General features: G+C 64.8%; 15 protein-coding genes. 11 read left to right on the top strand and 4 right to left on the bottom strand.

Going from position 1 to position 16,488, the window contains the following annotated elements; translation table 11 throughout:
• Positions 1-121: 121 nt before the first annotated feature.
• Positions 122-283, bottom strand: coding sequence for a hypothetical protein (locus I6A82_RS07020; RefSeq protein ID WP_198094277.1), 162 nt, complete (start codon positions 281-283; stop codon positions 122-124).
• A gap of 333 nt (positions 284-616) precedes the next feature.
• On the opposite strand from I6A82_RS07020, the gene I6A82_RS07015 reads away from it, so the two are divergent.
• On the top strand, positions 617-1,438 hold the full coding sequence (locus tag I6A82_RS07015) for an alpha/beta hydrolase (protein ID WP_198094276.1): 822 nt from the start codon (positions 617-619) through the stop codon (positions 1,436-1,438).
• A 52-nt stretch (positions 1,439-1,490) separates the two neighbouring features.
• Here the strand turns inward: I6A82_RS07015 and I6A82_RS07010 are convergent, their stop codons facing one another.
• Positions 1,491-1,730 carry a DUF6289 family protein gene (locus I6A82_RS07010; protein ID WP_198094275.1) on the bottom strand — a complete coding sequence of 80 codons (240 nt, stop codon included), beginning with the start codon at positions 1,728-1,730 and terminating at the stop codon, positions 1,491-1,493.
• A 181-nt stretch (positions 1,731-1,911) separates the two neighbouring features.
• Between I6A82_RS07010 and otsB the strand changes: the two genes are divergently transcribed.
• The 5 genes from otsB (at position 1,912) to kynU (ending at position 8,192) form a co-directional block, all read left to right on the top strand.
• Positions 1,912-2,658 (top strand): trehalose-phosphatase, encoded by a 747-nt coding sequence (otsB, locus tag I6A82_RS07005; protein WP_332310942.1) that lies wholly within the window; start codon positions 1,912-1,914, stop codon positions 2,656-2,658.
• Between the two features lie 41 nt (positions 2,659-2,699).
• Positions 2,700-4,472 (top strand): glycoside hydrolase family 15 protein, encoded by a 1,773-nt coding sequence (locus tag I6A82_RS07000; protein WP_332310983.1) that lies wholly within the window; start codon positions 2,700-2,702, stop codon positions 4,470-4,472.
• On the top strand, positions 4,469-5,887 hold the full coding sequence (gene otsA / locus I6A82_RS06995; RefSeq protein ID WP_198094273.1) for an alpha,alpha-trehalose-phosphate synthase (UDP-forming): 1,419 nt from the start codon (positions 4,469-4,471) through the stop codon (positions 5,885-5,887). The genes I6A82_RS07000 and otsA overlap by 4 nt, the downstream gene beginning before the upstream one ends.
• A 161-nt stretch (positions 5,888-6,048) precedes the next feature.
• The gene (locus tag I6A82_RS06990; protein WP_232343336.1) at positions 6,049-6,966 is read left to right on the top strand and encodes an alpha/beta hydrolase family protein; all 918 of its coding nucleotides are present in this window, start codon (positions 6,049-6,051) and stop codon (positions 6,964-6,966) included.
• Positions 6,963-8,192 carry a kynureninase gene (gene kynU, locus I6A82_RS06985; protein ID WP_198094272.1) on the top strand — a complete coding sequence of 410 codons (1,230 nt, stop codon included), beginning with the start codon at positions 6,963-6,965 and terminating at the stop codon, positions 8,190-8,192. The genes I6A82_RS06990 and kynU overlap by 4 nt, the downstream gene beginning before the upstream one ends.
• Before the next feature lie 19 nt (positions 8,193-8,211).
• Here the strand turns inward: kynU and I6A82_RS06980 are convergent, their stop codons facing one another.
• Positions 8,212-9,987, bottom strand: coding sequence for an autotransporter outer membrane beta-barrel domain-containing protein (locus I6A82_RS06980; protein ID WP_198094271.1), 1,776 nt, complete (start codon positions 9,985-9,987; stop codon positions 8,212-8,214).
• Between the two features lie 256 nt (positions 9,988-10,243).
• On the opposite strand from I6A82_RS06980, the gene purC reads away from it, so the two are divergent.
• The 5 genes from purC (at position 10,244) to I6A82_RS06955 (ending at position 15,964) form a co-directional block, all read left to right on the top strand.
• Positions 10,244-11,023, top strand: coding sequence for a phosphoribosylaminoimidazolesuccinocarboxamide synthase (purC, locus tag I6A82_RS06975; RefSeq protein WP_187335719.1), 780 nt, complete (start codon positions 10,244-10,246; stop codon positions 11,021-11,023).
• 142 nt (positions 11,024-11,165) lie between these two features.
• Positions 11,166-14,102 (top strand): M16 family metallopeptidase, encoded by a 2,937-nt coding sequence (locus tag I6A82_RS06970; RefSeq protein ID WP_198094270.1) that lies wholly within the window; start codon positions 11,166-11,168, stop codon positions 14,100-14,102.
• A gap of 262 nt (positions 14,103-14,364) precedes the next feature.
• Entirely contained in the window at positions 14,365-14,610 is a 246-nt protein-coding gene (purS, locus tag I6A82_RS06965) for a phosphoribosylformylglycinamidine synthase subunit PurS (protein WP_198094269.1), read from the top strand.
• Entirely contained in the window at positions 14,607-15,272 is a 666-nt protein-coding gene (purQ, locus tag I6A82_RS06960; protein WP_198094268.1) for a phosphoribosylformylglycinamidine synthase subunit PurQ, read from the top strand. The genes purS and purQ overlap by 4 nt, the downstream gene beginning before the upstream one ends.
• On the top strand, positions 15,248-15,964 hold the full coding sequence (locus I6A82_RS06955) for a Crp/Fnr family transcriptional regulator (RefSeq protein WP_198094267.1): 717 nt from the start codon (positions 15,248-15,250) through the stop codon (positions 15,962-15,964). The genes purQ and I6A82_RS06955 overlap by 25 nt, the downstream gene beginning before the upstream one ends.
• Before the next feature lie 25 nt (positions 15,965-15,989).
• Here the strand turns inward: I6A82_RS06955 and I6A82_RS06950 are convergent, their stop codons facing one another.
• The gene (locus I6A82_RS06950; RefSeq protein WP_198094266.1) at positions 15,990-16,430 is read right to left on the bottom strand and encodes a hypothetical protein; all 441 of its coding nucleotides are present in this window, start codon (positions 16,428-16,430) and stop codon (positions 15,990-15,992) included.
• Positions 16,431-16,488: the final 58 nt, after the last annotated feature.

Here is a 16,488-nt window from a genome sequence, read left to right as displayed (position 1 = left end):
CCGCAAACTCCAGGCAAAAAGAAAGCGGCCGAAGCCGCTTTCCTAGTTGTTCGCATGGGGCCAGGCCCTCACGCGATTGTATGTTCGATCCGGCCGCTGCGATCCGCGCGGCCCGGTTCGATCAGGCGGCCTTACGCTCGCCTTCGCTCTTCACGAACTCGCCGCACCAATCGTCGGACGACACGGTCGGCCAATGCGCCTTCTTGTCACCCTCGGGCGACGGGGCATAGCGGCGGCATTCGCTCTGGTTGGTCTGGAAGAATTTGCAGTTCTGGCAATTCATGGTTCGTGCTCCTTGTCCGTCGGTCTCGTCGATATGATGGGCTTGTAGCTGGCGAACTTAAAAAAGTCAAATAAATTCAGTTACTTAAAAGTGATAATCACTAGCAATTCCGAATTGCGAACGCTTCTCGACATTGCTCGCAACACCGCCACGCCCCTGTCAGGACGCTTGCCGTCCGCGCCCTTTCCTACACCCCATATCCTCGCATGGCCCGTTTCCCCGGTCCCTCCGTCCGCCCGAAAAGCACAGGCGAAGCCATAGCCTCGGCCCAGACGTTCCTGCTGTAATGCCGCCCGCGCACCCGATGGCGGAAACACAAGCCGAGGATACCCGATGCCGTTTCCCTTCGTTCGCACCTCGTCCGCGCTGCTGGCGTTCCCGTTGATCCTTGCCGCCTGCGGCTCCGACGGCGGGCCCGTGGGCGAGAATGCCAACGCCACCCCCGCCAGCGGCGATCCGACCGTCGCCGCTCTCGCACCAGGCGAAGCGCAGCCCGTGCAGTTCGAAGCGTCCGATGGCGTCACCGTTCATGGCGCCTGGTATCCAGCCAAGGAGCCAGCGGCGACCATCCTGTTGTTTCATCAGGCCGGGGCCAACAAGGCGGAATATGCCACTATCGCACCCATGCTCGCCAAGGCGGGATATAATGCGCTGGCGATCGATCAGCGCTCGGGCGGCGACATGTTCGGCAGAACGAACGAGACGGTGGCGGGGATCGGCGGCAGCGCGCCCGATTACGAGGCGGCGCTGGCGGACATGGACGCCGCGCTGGCCTGGGCGCGTACCAAGGGGGAGCCGGTGATCGTCTGGGGCAGCAGCTATTCCGCCGCCCTCGCCTTCCTCCTCACCGCGCAGCATCCCGGCGAGATCGCCGCGCTGCTCGCCTTTTCACCGGGCGAATATCTGAAGGATAAGCAGGCAGTGCGCCAAGCCGCTAGCAAAGTCTCCGTTCCCATCTTCACCATGGCCGCCGACCGGAACGAGGCCAATGCCGCCATGGCGATTCTCTCCGCCGTCCCGCGGGAGACGAACGAACCGATCGTACCGCAACATGGCGCCCACGGCTCCTCAACCCTGATCGCTGCCAAAAACCCGCAGGGCGCCGAAGCGAACCGCGCCAAGGTGATGGCGTTTCTGGCTCAGGTGACACAGTAGCGCAGTGGAAAAACGCGGTCCGGCAGAGCAGGCCGGACCGCGCAACCAGTCTTTAGAGCGGTGGGCAATTACCGATTTTGCCTTTCCTGAAATCTGTCACCTCGCCCCATTCTTCCCAGATCGACATGCAAGTCAAAACCCGCTCGCCGACCACAGTCTGGTAACTGGCGTCGGAATAGTAGGTCGTTTTCTTGTAATAGTCCGTGTATGGACCTGCGGCGTAGACGGCGCTGGCTGCCGTAATACCGACCGCTGCCAGCACAAGCTTCGCAAACTTCGACTTCAACTTCATGATCTCGTCCTCCTTTGGCCGCTATCCAGAAAACGGCGGCATCACTGTGGCAGAAGAATGCGAGGCTCACAGTGACAACCCGCTCCGTGTTTACTCGGAAACGGACCTACCCAGACTGCCCGATCGCACCCGCCGGACCGGCTGTCCTTGCGCAGTGCAGCAAAAGCCATAGAGTGTCGGTGTGACCGGCTCTTCCCCCCTGCCCGCCCCGCCGCGCGACCTGTTGGTCGGCGCGAGCCTGTTTCTGGATTTCGACGGCACCTTGGTGACGCTGGCCGACCGGCCGGAGGCGGTGGAGGTGCCCGATGGACTGCATCCGTTGCTGGAACGGCTCGGCGACATGCTGGACGGGCGGCTGGCGATCGTCAGCGGGCGCGATGTCGATACGCTGCGCGGGCGCTTCGGGTTGGCCACGGTGCCGATCGCGGGCAGCCACGGCAGCGAAGTCAGCCTGGAGCCCGGCACCATCGGCCGGCCCGAAGCGCCGGAAACTCTCATCGTCGCGGGCCGCGCGTTCGACGCGCTTGCCGCAACCGACGATGGCCTGCTGGTCGAGCGCAAGCCGCTGGGCGTGTGCCTACATTATCGCCGCGCGCCGGAACGCGAGGCCGATTGCCGCCGGCTGGCGGGCGAGCTGGCGCAGATGCACGGCCTCCACTTGCAGGACGGCAAGATGATGGCGGAGCTGCGCGCGGGCGACGACCACAAGGGCAGCGCCATCCGCGCGTTGATGCAGCGCGATCCTTTCGGCGGCGGCACGCCCGTCTTCCTGGGCGACGACGTGACCGACGAGGATGGGTTCGAAGCGGTCCGCGATCTGGGAGGCCACGGCATCCTGATCGGCGAGGAACGCGAAACCGCGGCACAATATCGTCTGGCGGACGTTGCCGCCGTTCACCACTGGCTCGAACAAGGAATTCCGCAGTGAGCAACGCATCCGGCGACAAGCGCAACCTGAACCTCTGGCCGATCGGCAATTGCCAGGCCAGCGCGCTGGTGGACGACAATGCCCGCTTCGTCTGGGCGTGTATTCCGCGCGTCGACGGCGATCCCATCTTTCCTGCGCTGGTGGACAATACCCCCTTCGATGACGAGCAAAAGGCGGGCGGTTTCTGGGCGATCGACCTGGAAAACTGCACGAGCATATCGCAGCGCTACATGCGCAACGCGCCGGTGCTGATCACGCGCAAGATCGATGCGTCGGGCAGCGCGATCGACATTATCGATTTTGCACCGCGCTATCGCCGATCGGGCCGGACCTATCGTCCCAACGCTTTCGTGCGCATCGTGCGCGCGGTGACCGGAAGCCCGCGCATCCGCGTGCGCCTGCGCCCCGCATCGGGCTGGACGCTCGACAAGGTGGCCCGCAGCTACGGTTCCAACCATATCAGCTACGACATCGAGGCGATGCCGATGCGCCTGTCCACCAACGCGCCGATCGGCCTCGTCAATCAGGAAAACCCGTTCCGCGTGGAGCGCGACCTTTATTTCTTCCTGGGGCCGGACGAGAGCTTTTCCACCGCGATCGAGCCAGAGCTGGAGAAGATGCTCGATGACACACTGAACGAATGGCGCGGCTGGGTGCGCGGCCTGGCCACCCCGCCCGAATATCAGGAGGCGGTGATCCGCGCCGCCATCACGCTGAAGCTCTGCCAGCATGAAGATACCGGGGCGATCGTGGCCGCGCTCACCACCTCGATCCCCGAACATGCGGACAGTGGCCGCAACTGGGACTATCGCTATTGCTGGGTTCGCGACGCCTATTACACGGTCGAGGCGCTGAACCGGATCGGCGCGCTGGACGTGCTGGAATCCTATCTCGAATATCTGCGTAATATCGTGGACGCGAGCGAGGGCGGCAACGTCCAGCCGCTCTACGACGTGCGCGGCAATGCCCGGCTGGAGGAGGGCGAGGCGGACGGCCTGTCCGGCTATCGCGGCATGGGTCCGGTGCGCGTGGGCAACGCCGCTTACAGCCAGAACCAGCATGACGCCTATGGCCAGATCGTGCTCAGCTCTGTCCAGGCGTTCATCGACCGGCGGCTGATGCGCATGTCAGGCATCGAGGATTTCGAATCCCTCGAAAAGGTGGGCGATCGCGCGTTCGAGCTTTATGACCAGCCGGATGCCGGGCTGTGGGAGCTGCGCACCAAATCGCACGTCCACACCTATAGCGCTGTGATGTGCTGGGCGGCGTGCGACCGGCTGGCGAATGCCGCGCGCGAACTGGGTCTGCCCGACCGCGCCGACCATTGGCGTGAGCGGGCCGATAGCATGAAGGCGCATATTCTGGAGGCTGCCTGGCGTGAAGATAGCCGCGCCCTCTCCGCGACCTTCCAGGGCGACATGCGCGATGCCAGCCTGCTGCAGCTTCTGGACCTGCGCTTTCTGGACGGCAGTGACGAGCGGTTCCAGAGTACGCTGACGGCACTGGAAAAGGCGCTGCGGCGCGGCGATCATATGCTGCGTTACGACAGCGAGGATGATTTCGGCATGCCCGAAACCGCCTTCACCGTGTGCACTTTCTGGCTGATCGAAGCGCTCGCCCAGTCGGGCCGCGAGGAAGAGGCCAAACATTTGTTTGCCGACATGCTGGGTCGTCGCACGCCGGCCGGTCTGCTATCGGAGGATATCGATCCGGTGTCGGGCGAGCTCTGGGGCAATTACCCGCAAACCTATTCGCTCGTCGGCATCATCAACTGCGCCGTCCTGCTCAGCAAACCCTGGAGCGAATATCGATGAGCCGCCTGATAATCGTCTCGAACCGCGTCCAGAAACCCGGCCCCGATGGCGCGCAGGGCGGCCTTGCCGTCGCGCTGTCAGCCGCGCTGCGCGAGCATAAGGGCATCTGGTTCGGCTGGTCCGGCGAAAGCACGGACCGGTTCACCGGCCATATCCGGATGGACGAATATGACGGCGTGCGCACCGCGACGGTGGACCTGGAAGAACAGGACATCGACGAATATTATAACGGCTATGCCAACCGGACTTTGTGGCCTCTGTTCCATTATCGCATGGACCTGGCCGAATATGTCCGCAGCTTCGGTTCGGGCTACGAACGCGTCAACAAGCGCTTTGCCGAGACGATGCAGCCGCTGGTGGAGCCCGACGATGCCGTCTGGGTGCATGACTATCACCTGATCCCGCTGGCCTGGGATCTGCGCCGGCAAGGGGTGAAGAACCGCATGGGCTTCTTCCTCCATACGCCCTGGCCGCCCACGCGGCTGCTCGTCGCGCTGCCGCATCATCAGCGGCTGGTGCAATCGCTGTTCGCCTATGACGTAATCGGCTTCCAGACCGCCGAGTGGCTCGAAAGCTTCCGCCATTATTGCGAGAAGGAGATGGGCGGCACGATCGACGGAGACGACATCACCGTCGGCACGCGCACGATCAAGGCCTTCGCCTGCCCCATCGGCATCGATTATGACGAATTTCTGGATGCGGTGAACTCGGACGTCGCCAAGGAAGCGCAGGCGACGATGCGCGCCAGCGTGCAGGACAGCCGCGCGCTGATCATCGGCGTCGATCGGCTGGACTATTCCAAGGGCTTGGAAGAACGCTTCAAGGGGTTCGAGCGCTATCTGACCGAGCATCCGGAGATGCAGACACAGGTGGTGATGGTGCAGATCGCCCCGCCCTCGCGCAGCGAAGTGAAGAGCTATCAGGAAATCCGTGCTTCGCTGGAGGCGGAATCGGGCCGGATCAACGGCCGTTTCGCGCATGTCGACTGGACGCCGATCCGCTACGTCAACAAGGGCTATCCGCGCGACAAGCTGGCCGGCATCTACCGCGCGGCGAAGGTGGGGCTGGTGACGCCCTTGCGCGACGGCATGAACCTGGTCGCCAAGGAATATGTCGCCGCGCAGGACCCGAAGGACCCCGGCGTCCTCATCCTCTCGCGCTTCGCGGGCGCGGCGCAGCAGCTTACCGAAGCGATCCTGATCAATCCCTATGCCGATGAGGAAATGGCCGACGCCATCGAACAGGCGCTCACCATGCCGCTGGAGGAACGCCAGCGTCGCTGGAAGATCATGATGCACGAAATCGGTGAGACCGACGTGGTCTGGTGGCGCGAAACCTATGTGAACAAGCTGATGCAGGCGCATGACGTGAAGAACGCCGAGGACAAGCTGCTCCTGGACGTGCCGGGGGAATAAGAACCGCCCACTGTTCCGTTCAAACTACGTCATTGCGAGCGAAGCGAAGCAATCCAGGGCCCGGCGGCGCTTTGGATCGATCAAATGGATCTGTAATCGCTCTGGATTGCCGCGTCGCTTCGATCCTCGCAATGACGGTGCCTCGCGTCTACAACCCCCCGATGCGCACCCTTCTCATCGCCGCCGCGAGCATCGCCATGACCGCCTGCACCCCGTCCGAGCCTCCCGCCGAAGCCGCCGCGCCCGCTGAGGCCGCCGCACCGAAGCTGATGAACTGGGACGATCTGACGGAGCGCACCCGCCCGGTGCCGGACGAGACCATAAGCTATGGCAGCGATCCCCTGCAGGTTTCGGACCTGTGGCGGCCCGCGGGCGACGGCCCCTTCCCCACCGTGCTGATGATCCATGGCGGCTGCTGGCAGACCGACATTGCGGACCGCACGCTGATGGCCTGGATCGCGGACGATCTCCGGCAGCGCGGTATCGCGGTATGGAATATCGACTATCGCGGCGTGGACCGCGAGGGCGGCGGCTATCCCGGCACCTATCTGGACGTAGCGAACGCGGCCAAGGCGCTGCGCGACAATGCGGCGCGGCTGAAGCTCGATATCGATCCGCTGGTCGCCATCGGCCATTCGGCGGGCGGACATCTCGCGCTGTGGCTGGCGGGGCAGGACAAGCTGCCGAAGGACTCCCCGCTGCGCGTCGCCGATCCGCTGGTGCCAGACACCGTCATCAGCCAGGGCGGCCTGCCGGACCTGAAGCTCGCCGCCACGCCGCCGGGTTCGGGCTGCGGCACCGAAGTGATCGACAGCATTTCGGGCGGCGGCAACTATGCGGAAACCTCGGTCCCCGAACTCGGCCCGCTGGGCGCGCGGCAGGTGCTGGTGAACGGCCTGAACGACCGCATCATCCCCACCGATTACGCCACGCAATATGAAGCCGCCATGCGCGCCAAGGGAGACAACGTGCGCGTACGCTTCGTGCCCGATAGCGGCCATGTGGAGCTGGTATCGCCCGACACCGCGGCATGGGCGGTGGCGGTCGACGAAATCGAAAAGGCACTGGGCCGCAAATGACCATCGATCTCGATCAGGCCCACGCGCTCGACGCCGCCGATCCGCTCGCGCTTTTGCGCGATCGCTTTCACCTGCCCGAAGGCGTCATCTATCTGGACGGTAATTCGCTCGGCCCCCTGCCCCGCGCCACCGTCGCGCGGCAGAAGGACATGCTGGAGCGGCAATGGGGCGACGGCCTTATCCGCAGCTGGAACGATGCCGACTGGATCGGCGCGCCGGAGCGGATCGGCGGCAAGATCGCGCGGCTGATCGGCGCGAAACCGCATGAGGTGCTGATCGCGGACTCGGTCTCGGTCAATATCTTCAAGCTGCTGGTCGCCGCGGCGCAGCTTTCGCCCGATCGTCCGCAAATCCTGTCCGAGGCGGGCAATTTCCACACCGATCTGCACATCGCGAGCGGCGCGGTCGAGCTGCTGCCGAACCAGCGCCTCGAGGTGGTGGAGCGCAGCGCGATCGAAGGCGCGATCGGTGCGGACACCAACATCGCGCTGCTCACCCATGTTCACTACAAGACCGCCGAGCGCTTCGATATGGCCGCGCTGACGGCGCGGGCGCGCGACGCCGGAGCGCGGGTGCTGTGGGATCTCAGCCATTCGGTCGGCGCGGTGCCGCTGGACCTGAACGGCTGCGGCGCGGAGCTGGCGGTGGGTTGCGGCTATAAATATCTGAACGGCGGGCCGGGCGCCCCGGCCTTTCTTTATGTCGCGGAAAGCCTTCAGGACCGGCTCGTCAGTCCGTTGCGCGGCTGGTTCGGCCATGCGCGCCCCTTCGCATTCGAGGACGATTACGAGCCCGCGCCCGGCATCACGCGCTTTCAGGCAGGCACGCCGCCGATGCTGGCGATGGACGCGCTGGAGGGCGGCATCGCCAGTTTCGACGGCGTAGAGATGGACGCGGTCTGGGCGAAGTCTGTGCAGCTATTCGATCTGTTTGCGCGGCTGGCGGAGCGTTATTGCGAGCAGCTGACCTGCGTTTCACCGACCGATCCGGACCGGCGCGGCAGCCATATCAGCTTCCGCTTCGACCATGCCTATGAGCTGACCCAGGCGCTGATCGCACGCGGCATCATCGGCGATTTCCGCGCGCCCGACATCATCCGCTTCGGCCTCACGCCGCTCTATCTGCGCCATGAGGATATCGTACGCGCGGTGGCGGCGATGGCCAAGATCTTGGCGGAAGAGAGCTGGCGCGACCCACGCTTTGCCGAGCGGGGCCGCGTCACCTGAGTTTTGCCGAAGGGCGGCGTCAGAAGGGCAGATAGAGCCCGGCGGACGCGTTCACCGCATCCAGATCGCCCCGGCCGAATTCGCCGCCAGCCTGCGCACGCACGCCGACCGGGCCGATCCGTCCGTTCACGCCCATGCCGACCGAGGCATAATCGCGCGGCAGACGGCCCAGATCGCCGGACCAGCTGACCGGTGCGCCTGCCGGGGTGATCGAGAAGCTGCGCGGATCGTCATCGAATTCGTGCACATAGGAGCCGCGCACGAAGAAGCCCGTGCCGCCAATCATGCTGCCCGATGCGACGAGACCGAAGCGACCGGTCAGGCTTTCCAGCTCCTGCGAACCGAAACTGGCCTGCGTGCTGAGCGTATCGCCCTCGCTGAACCCGTCGATATCGATCTTTTCGTAAGCCACGCCCGCTTCCGGCCCGAAGTTCAGCAGCGGCCCGTTCACCAGATCGATACGCAGCGCGCCGCTGGCGGAGAACAGATCGCTGTCGGTAGAGCCGGAATGCTGGCGCAAGGCTGAACCGAGGCGCACGCTGCGCACCGTATCGAGGTTGCCCTGACCGTAAGTGACATCCGCGATCAGCTTCGCCGGACCAATGGCCGCGCGGCCATAGCCGCTGATCATCCAGGTTTCGCTGTCGAAGCTGCCCTGTCCGGCGTCGAACTGGCCATCGCCGTCCGAATAGCCGCCGACGATGCCGAGGCCGAGCCGCTCGCCCATGCCGATGTCCACGCCCAGCGTGCCGGTGACCGACTGCTCGCTGCCGCCGATGCGGGTGCGCGAGCTGTCGCGATCGAAATAACCGTAACCGATGCCGCCGAACAGCGCGATGCCGTCCTGGCCGAGGCCGTTGCGCTGTTCATTCTCGAACGCGGCGCGGTGACGGCGCAGGGTGGCCTGCTGGGACAGCGCGAGGATGCCGATCTGTTCGGGCGCCTTGTAGAGGCTGGCGATTGCCTGCCCCTGCACCCGCTGCGAGATGCCCGCGGGATGGACGGAGTCGGCCAGAATATAGGTGTTGTTCGCATTCGGACTGACCAGCGTATTGCGCGTGCAGTTGAGCGAGCTGGCGGTGGTACAGGCCTGCCCCGTCACATTGGTGATGCCGAAGGAGGCCGCATCGACGACCAGTTCGTTGAACAGCTTGTCGGTATCGAAATAGAGGACATTGCTGCCCTGCGCGGCGAGCTGCGCCTTGTAGCGCGCATTATAGGCCTGCAGCGGCGCGGCGCCGCCCGATTGCACCGACATGGTGATGATGGTGGGCGCACCCGCCTGCTCCAGCCGCGCGACCTGCGCCGCCAGCGCATCCGCGGCGCTGGTCAGGATGGCCGGGTTGGCCCCGCCGCCCGCCAGAAACGCGAAATAGTCGTTGCCGCCGCCCTGAATGTAGACGACGTCGCCCGGCCGAAAGCTTCCGGAGGCCAGATAGCGATCAATCTGCGTCGTAATCGACGGTGCGAAACCGTTGGGCGCGGTCACGCGCGCGCCGCCCACGGCGTAATTGGTGCCGTTCTTGCCGTAGACCGGATCGAGCGTCAGGCCGAGCTGGCTGGAGAACACCTCCGGCGCCACCGGATCGGGATTGGTGGTGAAGCTGCCGCCGCCGGGCGCGGCCGCGCCGAGAGCGGCGAAGAAGCCACCGTCCGACAGGCTGTCGCCAAACACGATGACGCGGCTGGCGGACGTATCGCGCGTGCCGCTCGCGGTCTGTGCAAAAGACGGGGCGGCAGCCGTCATGGCCGCAATTGCGGTGGCCGCCTGGAGCAGGCGCTTCCTGTTGTTCATGATCATCCTCCCGCGGGTACGCGAAAGTCGCGGCGATGGTCCGCGCTTTCCTATAATTGCCCTTGCCGACCGCTATTGCCGAATTTTCGCCCCGGTCAAGCCGCCATGCGCCGCAGCGCGCGGCGCAATAGGCGTGCGGGCGGGACGGGCGGCCCCAAGGTCAATTGCCTGCCATCGGGATCGGCGCTATGACCCGATCCATCGCCCCGGTCCGACGCGGATTCGGGGCGCATCTGTTTCACCGTCGGAGCCGCCCATGTCCCGCCGCCGCAAGATTTACGAAGGCAAGGCCAAGATCCTGTACGAGGGCCCCGAGCCCGGCACGATCATCCAGTATTTCAAGGATGACGCGACCGCCTTCAACGCCCAGAAAAAGGGCACGATCAACGGCAAGGGCGTGATCAACAACCGCGTGTCCGAGCATGTGATGACGCAGCTGGGCAATATCGGCATCCCCACGCACTTCATCCGTCGCCTCAACATGCGCGAGCAGCTGGTGCGTCAGGTGGAAATCGTGCCGATCGAGGTGATCGTGCGCAATGTCGCCGCCGGTTCGCTGTCCAAGCGCCTCGGCATCGAGGAAGGTACGCCGCTGCCGCATACGCTGCTGGAATATTGCTACAAGGACGATGCGCTGGGCGATCCGCTGGTCGCGGAAGAACATATCGCCTGCTTCAACTGGGCGAGCGATGAGGAAATGCGCGATATCTCCGGCCTCGCCATCCGCATCAACGATTTCATGAGCGGCATGTTCGCAGGCATCGGCATCAAGCTCGTCGACTTCAAGCTGGAGTTCGGGCGGCTGTGGGACGGCGATTTCAGCCGCATCATTCTGGCCGACGAAATCAGCCCGGACGGCTGCCGCCTGTGGGACATGGAAAGCGGCGAAAAGCTGGACAAGGACCGCTTCCGCCGGGACCTCGGCGGCGAAGTGGAAGCCTATCAGGAAGTCGCCCGCCGCCTCGGCCTGCTGCCCGAAGAAAACGGCAACACCGTGCTCGACATGGAAAAGCACCGAAACAAGACGCGCCACTGAACCGGCTTAGCTCTTCATCAATTTTGATCGAACGCCCCCTGCCGTTCGTCGATCCCCCGCCGCCGTTCAGCTTGAGGCGGACGAAATGATACTATAGCCCGGCGCCGAATGACCTTGTTTCGGCAAAAGGCTTAGTATCACCATGACATCCACCGTAAAATCGCGCCTTCTTCGTTCCGGTGCGCTGCTGCCGCTCGCCCTGCTGGCCGCGCAGCCGATCGCTGCCCAGACCGCAGAGCCCGCCGCCCCCACCACGCAGCAGCAGCCGGGTGCCGAGGACAAGGTATTCGTAGGCCAGGACGGCGCGACCGGTTGGGGCGTGCCGCTGACCGATGTGACGCCCGATCCGTCGATCACCTTCGGCGTGCTGCCCAACGGCATGAAATACGCCATTCAGCAGAACGACACGCCCAAGGACAGCGCCTCGATCCGCATGGCGATCGACTTCGGCTCGATCGCCGAGACCGACGAAGAGCAGGGCCTTGCCCACTTCATCGAGCATATGGCGTTCAACGGATCGAAGAACGTGCCCGAGGGCGAGATGGTCTCCATTCTGGAGCGCAACGGCCTGGCCTTCGGTGCGGACACCAACGCGTCGACCGGGTTCGAACAGACCGTCTACAAGCTCGATCTGCCCAAGACCGACGAGAAAACCGTCGATATCGCCATGATGCTGATGCGCGAAGTGGCGGGCAATCTCACCTTCGATCCCGGCGCGGTGGACCGTGAGCGCGGCGTCATCATGGGCGAAATGCGCGCGCGCGACAGCGTGGGACTGCGCAATGTTAAGGACCAGCTGGCTTTCATCGCACCCGATGCGCCCTATGCCAGCCGTCTTCCGATCGGCACCACCGATGTGCTGGAGAACGCGCCCGCGTCTCGGCTGAAGGCGCTCTGGCAACGCTATTATCGCCCCGAAAACACCACGCTGGTCGTCGTCGGCGATTTCGACGTGCAGACGATGGAAGCGGAAATCCGCGAGCGGTTCGGCGACTGGCAGGGTGAAGGCGCCGCGGGCGCGCCGCTGAACTTCGGATCGGTCGATCTGAACCGTGCCACCGAAGTCGAAGTGTTCACCGACCCGGACGTTCCCTATTCCGCCTCGATCAGCAATTTCCGCCCTTGGGAAAGCCCGGCGGACACGCAGGCCGAGCGCACCAAATCTCTTATCGACGCGCTCGCCATCGGCGCGTTCAACCGCCGGATCGAGCGCATTGCTTCGCAGCCCGACAGCGTCATCGTGGGCGGCGGCATGAGCACCAACGATCTTCGTGACGCGGCGCTTGGCACCTCGGTCGCGCTCACTGCGAAGGACGGCGAATGGGCAAGCGCGCTCACCACTGCCGAGGAAGAGGTGCGCCGCGCGCAGCAATATGGCTTCACCCAGGCGGAGCTCGACGTGCAGCTCGCCAATATGGAAACGAACTTCAAGACCGCCGCCGAGCAGGCCGATACGCGCCGCAGCCCGGCGCTTGCCAACGCCATTCTCTCGACGCTGGATGACGACAGCTTCGTCACCACACCCGCTTATCGCCTGCAACTTTTCGAGCAGGTGAGGCCGCAGCTGACGCTGGAGGCGGTGAATGCCCGCTTCAACGCGCTGTGGGACGGCAGCGCCGATCTCGTTCGCATCACCAGCAAGCAGCCGCTAAGCGAAAAGCAGGCGGTGATCGATGTGTTCAAAGCCGCGCAGCAGGCCGAGCTGACCCCGCCCGACGACAAGGCGGCGGCTGCCTTCGCCTATGACGATTGGGGCACGCCCGGAAAGGTGGTGTCCGACACGCTGATCGAGGATCTTGGCATCCGCCAAGTGCGCTTTGCCAACAATGTGCTCCTGAACTTTAAAAAGACCGATTTCGAACAGAACCGGGTGCGCTACAGCGTGCGCGTGGCGGGCGGCCAGCTCGCCTTTCCGGCAGACGAGGCCGGGCTCGGCACCTTTGTCTCCTCTGTCTGGCCCGCCGCCGGTCTGGAGGCCCACAGCCAGCCGGATCTTCAGGAAATCCTCGCGGGTAAAAATGTCGGCATGGGTCTTCAGGTCGCCGACGATGCGCTTGTTTCCAGCGGATCGACCACGCCCGCCGATCTCGATCTGCAGATGAAACTGTCCGCCGCCTTCCTGCTGGATGCCGGATACCGGCCCGAGGGTGATACGCAGTGGACCAATATCGTGCCTGTGTTCATGGGGCAGGTCCGCTCTCAGCCGCAGGGGATTGCCGGGCTGGTGGTGCCGAAGATCGTCGCGAACAATGATGCGCGCTTCGGCATTCCGGATCAGGACGTGCTGCTTCAGCGCAATCTCGCCGAAGCAAAGCAGGTGATCGAGCCGCTCGCCAGCTCCGCACCGATCGAGATCGCCATCGTCGGCGATGTCGATGAGGATAAGGCGATCGCCGCGGTCGCGCAGAGCTTCGGCGCGCTGCCCAAGCGTGAGCTGAAGGCCCCCGATTACAGCGCCGCGCGGCAGGCCAGCTTCGCGCAGGATCTTTCTCCGCGCACGCTGACGCATGAGGGGCCGGCCGATCAGGCCATGCTGCTCGATTTCTGGAAGACCAGCGACGACAGCGATTACAAACGCGAGATCGTGGGCAGCGTCGCCGCCCGCGCCATCGATATCCTAATGCGCGACAAGCTGCGCGAGGAGCTGGGTGCCACCTACGGGGCGCAGGTCAGCTCCAGCATGTCGGACGTGTACAAGGACTTCGGCACGTTCAGCGTGGCCGCCACGCTCTCGCCGGACCGGCTGGACGAGGCGCAGACCGCGATCGGCGAAGTGCTGGCAAAACTGCGCGCCGAGCCGATCGACGACGATCTGCTGCTGCGCGCCCGTGCGCCGGTGATCGAAAGCATCGAAAAGTCGCGCCGCGAAAACGGCTTCTGGCTGGGCGTTGCCTCCGAAGCGCAGAGCCGTGCGGATCGTCTGGAGCGGGTGCGCGAGCAGCTCGATCTGGTGAAGGCGGTGACGCCCGCGGAAATCCAGCAGTTTGCGCAAACCTATCTGACGCCGAATAAAATGCTGCCGATCCGCATCGTCAGTTCCAAGCTGGGCGCGGACGGCGCGGCGGCGGGCACGCAATAGAAAGCTCGTCATTGCGAGGAGCGAAGCGACGCGGCAATCCAGGGCAGATATGGTGCTGCGCCTGCTTTGGATTGCTTCGCCTTCGGCTCGCAATGACGTACGTTCTTGGTGGCTTGCTTCCGGCCATCTGTCGGCAGACATCATTGCCACTAGCGCACGCGCAAGCGTGATCGGCATGGAGCAAACGCGCCCCCTTGCCACGCATCCCCCGCCCTCTGTAGGGAGGCGCCGAGTCCCCTCATCCGCAAAAGGCCTGCCTCCCATGAAAGCACGCGTGTTCGTCACCCTGAAGCCCGGCGTGCTGGATCCGCAGGGCAAGGCCATCCACCACGCGCTTGCCGGCCTCGGCTTCGACGGCGTGGAAGATGTCCGCGCCGGCCGGATGATCGAGCTCGATCTGGCGGACGGCACCAGCGATGAGGATATCGACGCGATGTGCCGCAAGCTGCTCGCCAATACGGTGATCGAGAATTACCGGATCGAGCATGTCGAGGACGCGCGCGCGTGAAGGCCGCCGTCGTCCAGTTTCCCGGCTCCAATTGCGACCGGGACATGCTCGTGGCGATCCGCGACGTGTGCGGCGCCGATGTCTCCCATGTCTGGCACGCGGAAAGCGACCTGCCGGACGGTCTGGACCTGATCGCGGTCCCCGGCGGCTTTTCCTATGGCGACTATCTGCGTTCCGGCGCGATGGCCGCGCGCTCGCCCGTCATGCAGGCGGTGGTCGCGGCGGCAGGACGCGGCGTGCCGGTGCTGGGCGTGTGCAACGGTTTCCAGATCCTCACCGAAGCGGGCCTGCTGCCGGGCGCACTGATGCGCAATAGCGGCATTGATTTCGTCTGCCGCGATGCGCTGCTCAAGGTCGAAAATGCGGACAGCGTGTTCACCCGCGGCTATGATGCGGGCACGACGATCACCATCCCCGTCGCCCATCATGACGGCAATTATTTCGCCGATGATGAGACGCTCGATCGGCTGGAAGGCGAAGGCCGCGTGGCGTTCCGCTACACCGACAATGTCAACGGATCGTCCCGCTCCATCGCCGGAATCCTGAACGAAGGCGGCAATGTGCTGGGCATGATGCCGCACCCGGAACGCGCGATCGACCCCGTCCATGGCGGCACCGATGGCCGCGCCCTGTTCGCATGTCTGGTCCGCACGCTGGCCTGAACCCCGATCCGGCCGGGCGGCTCGCCTGCGCCGATTGCCCGGTGGGCGATAGCGCGGTGTGTGCGGTGCTTAGCCCGCAGGAAAAGCTCGCTTTGTCCGGCATCGGCCGTCACCGTACCTTGGTCGCGGGCGAACGCCTGTTCGATGCTGGGGAGGACGCGGTCGCCTGCGCCACGCTGATATCCGGCAGCCTGAAGCTTTCCCGACTGGACGAGGACGGTACCGAACGCCTGTTCGGGATCATCCACCCCTCCGGCTTTCTCGGGCGCCTTTTCTCCACCCAGACCGACACCACCGCCACCGCGCTGACCGAGGCCAAGCTGTGCCTCTTCCCGCGCGGTGATTTCGAGCGGGTGCTGGCAGATCGTCCGCAGCTGATGCGGCAGATCCTGGCGCGCACGATGGACGCGCTGGAGGAAAGCCGCGCGCTGGTGGAACTGATCGGCCGCCGATCGATGAAGGACCGGCTGCGCGGATTCCTGGCGCTGTCGCTGCGCGGCCAGTGCACACCGGGCGTCACAGAGCAGCCAGTGATCGATCTGGAGCTGGACCGCGCCGATCTCGCCGCGCTGCTCGGCACCACGATCGAGACGCTGAGCCGCCAGTTCGGCGCACTGGAAGCAGACGGGCTGATCGCGCGCGACGGAAACCGCCGGATCAAGATACTCGATCCGGCGGCCCTGCTGGGTTGAATTGATCAGCGGCCCCCCACGCCCCTTACTGGCCGAGAAACGCCCAGTAGCATTTGATGAACAGCGCCCAGCCAAGGATCACCGCGGGCAGCGTCATCATCTGGACGATCACGGCCTTGCCCGACAGATCACCGCTATAGGTTGCCAGCGTCTCGCGCTTGAACTGCGCCCAGCTCTGGAAGCGCCCTTCCTGCCGGGGCATCGTGCGGCCGATTACCGCGGGCACGGCGAAGAACATGCCGATCGTGACGAAAAACACGGCGAAGGGCACCATCAGCTTCGGATCGGCCGCCGCCGAACCCATGATCAGCAGATAGACGCCGAAGCTGCCCGCGAACGCCCAATGCAAAGCGGGCGGCAATTCCCAGGCACGCTCGGCGCGCTGCGGCACTGCTTTCACGGGCACGGCCCGCGCAACCTTCGCGCCTTCGTCGGCGAGGACGGAAATGGGTTTGTGGACGCTCATGGTCGGTCTCCTTCCGGGTGATGGAGACGTTGTGCCGCGCCGCAGCGCGAGACGCTTT

The organism is Novosphingopyxis sp. YJ-S2-01 (assembly GCF_016093175.1).
Lineage (GTDB): Bacteria > Pseudomonadota > Alphaproteobacteria > Sphingomonadales > Sphingomonadaceae > Novosphingopyxis > Novosphingopyxis iocasae.
This window is presented reverse-complemented; position numbering and strand designations above follow the sequence as displayed.

What these genes read in the sequence shown, in the direction of transcription:
- I6A82_RS07020 (WP_198094277.1), bottom strand. Translation starts at nt 283, where the DNA reads ATGAATTGCCAGAACTGCAAATTCTTCCAGACCAACCAGAGCGAATGC.
- I6A82_RS07015 (WP_198094276.1), top strand. Translation starts at nt 617, where the DNA reads ATGCCGTTTCCCTTCGTTCGCACCTCGTCCGCGCTGCTGGCGTTCCCG.
- I6A82_RS07010 (WP_198094275.1), bottom strand. Translation starts at nt 1,730, where the DNA reads ATGAAGTTGAAGTCGAAGTTTGCGAAGCTTGTGCTGGCAGCGGTCGGT.
- otsA (WP_198094273.1), top strand. Translation starts at nt 4,469, where the DNA reads ATGAGCCGCCTGATAATCGTCTCGAACCGCGTCCAGAAACCCGGCCCC.
- I6A82_RS06990 (WP_232343336.1), top strand. Translation starts at nt 6,049, where the DNA reads ATGCGCACCCTTCTCATCGCCGCCGCGAGCATCGCCATGACCGCCTGC.
- kynU (WP_198094272.1), top strand. Translation starts at nt 6,963, where the DNA reads ATGACCATCGATCTCGATCAGGCCCACGCGCTCGACGCCGCCGATCCG.
- I6A82_RS06980 (WP_198094271.1), bottom strand. Translation starts at nt 9,987, where the DNA reads ATGAACAACAGGAAGCGCCTGCTCCAGGCGGCCACCGCAATTGCGGCC.
- purC (WP_187335719.1), top strand. Translation starts at nt 10,244, where the DNA reads ATGTCCCGCCGCCGCAAGATTTACGAAGGCAAGGCCAAGATCCTGTAC.
- I6A82_RS06970 (WP_198094270.1), top strand. Translation starts at nt 11,166, where the DNA reads ATGACATCCACCGTAAAATCGCGCCTTCTTCGTTCCGGTGCGCTGCTG.
- purS (WP_198094269.1), top strand. Translation starts at nt 14,365, where the DNA reads ATGAAAGCACGCGTGTTCGTCACCCTGAAGCCCGGCGTGCTGGATCCG.
- I6A82_RS06955 (WP_198094267.1), top strand. Translation starts at nt 15,248, where the DNA reads ATGTCTGGTCCGCACGCTGGCCTGAACCCCGATCCGGCCGGGCGGCTC.
- I6A82_RS06950 (WP_198094266.1), bottom strand. Translation starts at nt 16,430, where the DNA reads ATGAGCGTCCACAAACCCATTTCCGTCCTCGCCGACGAAGGCGCGAAG.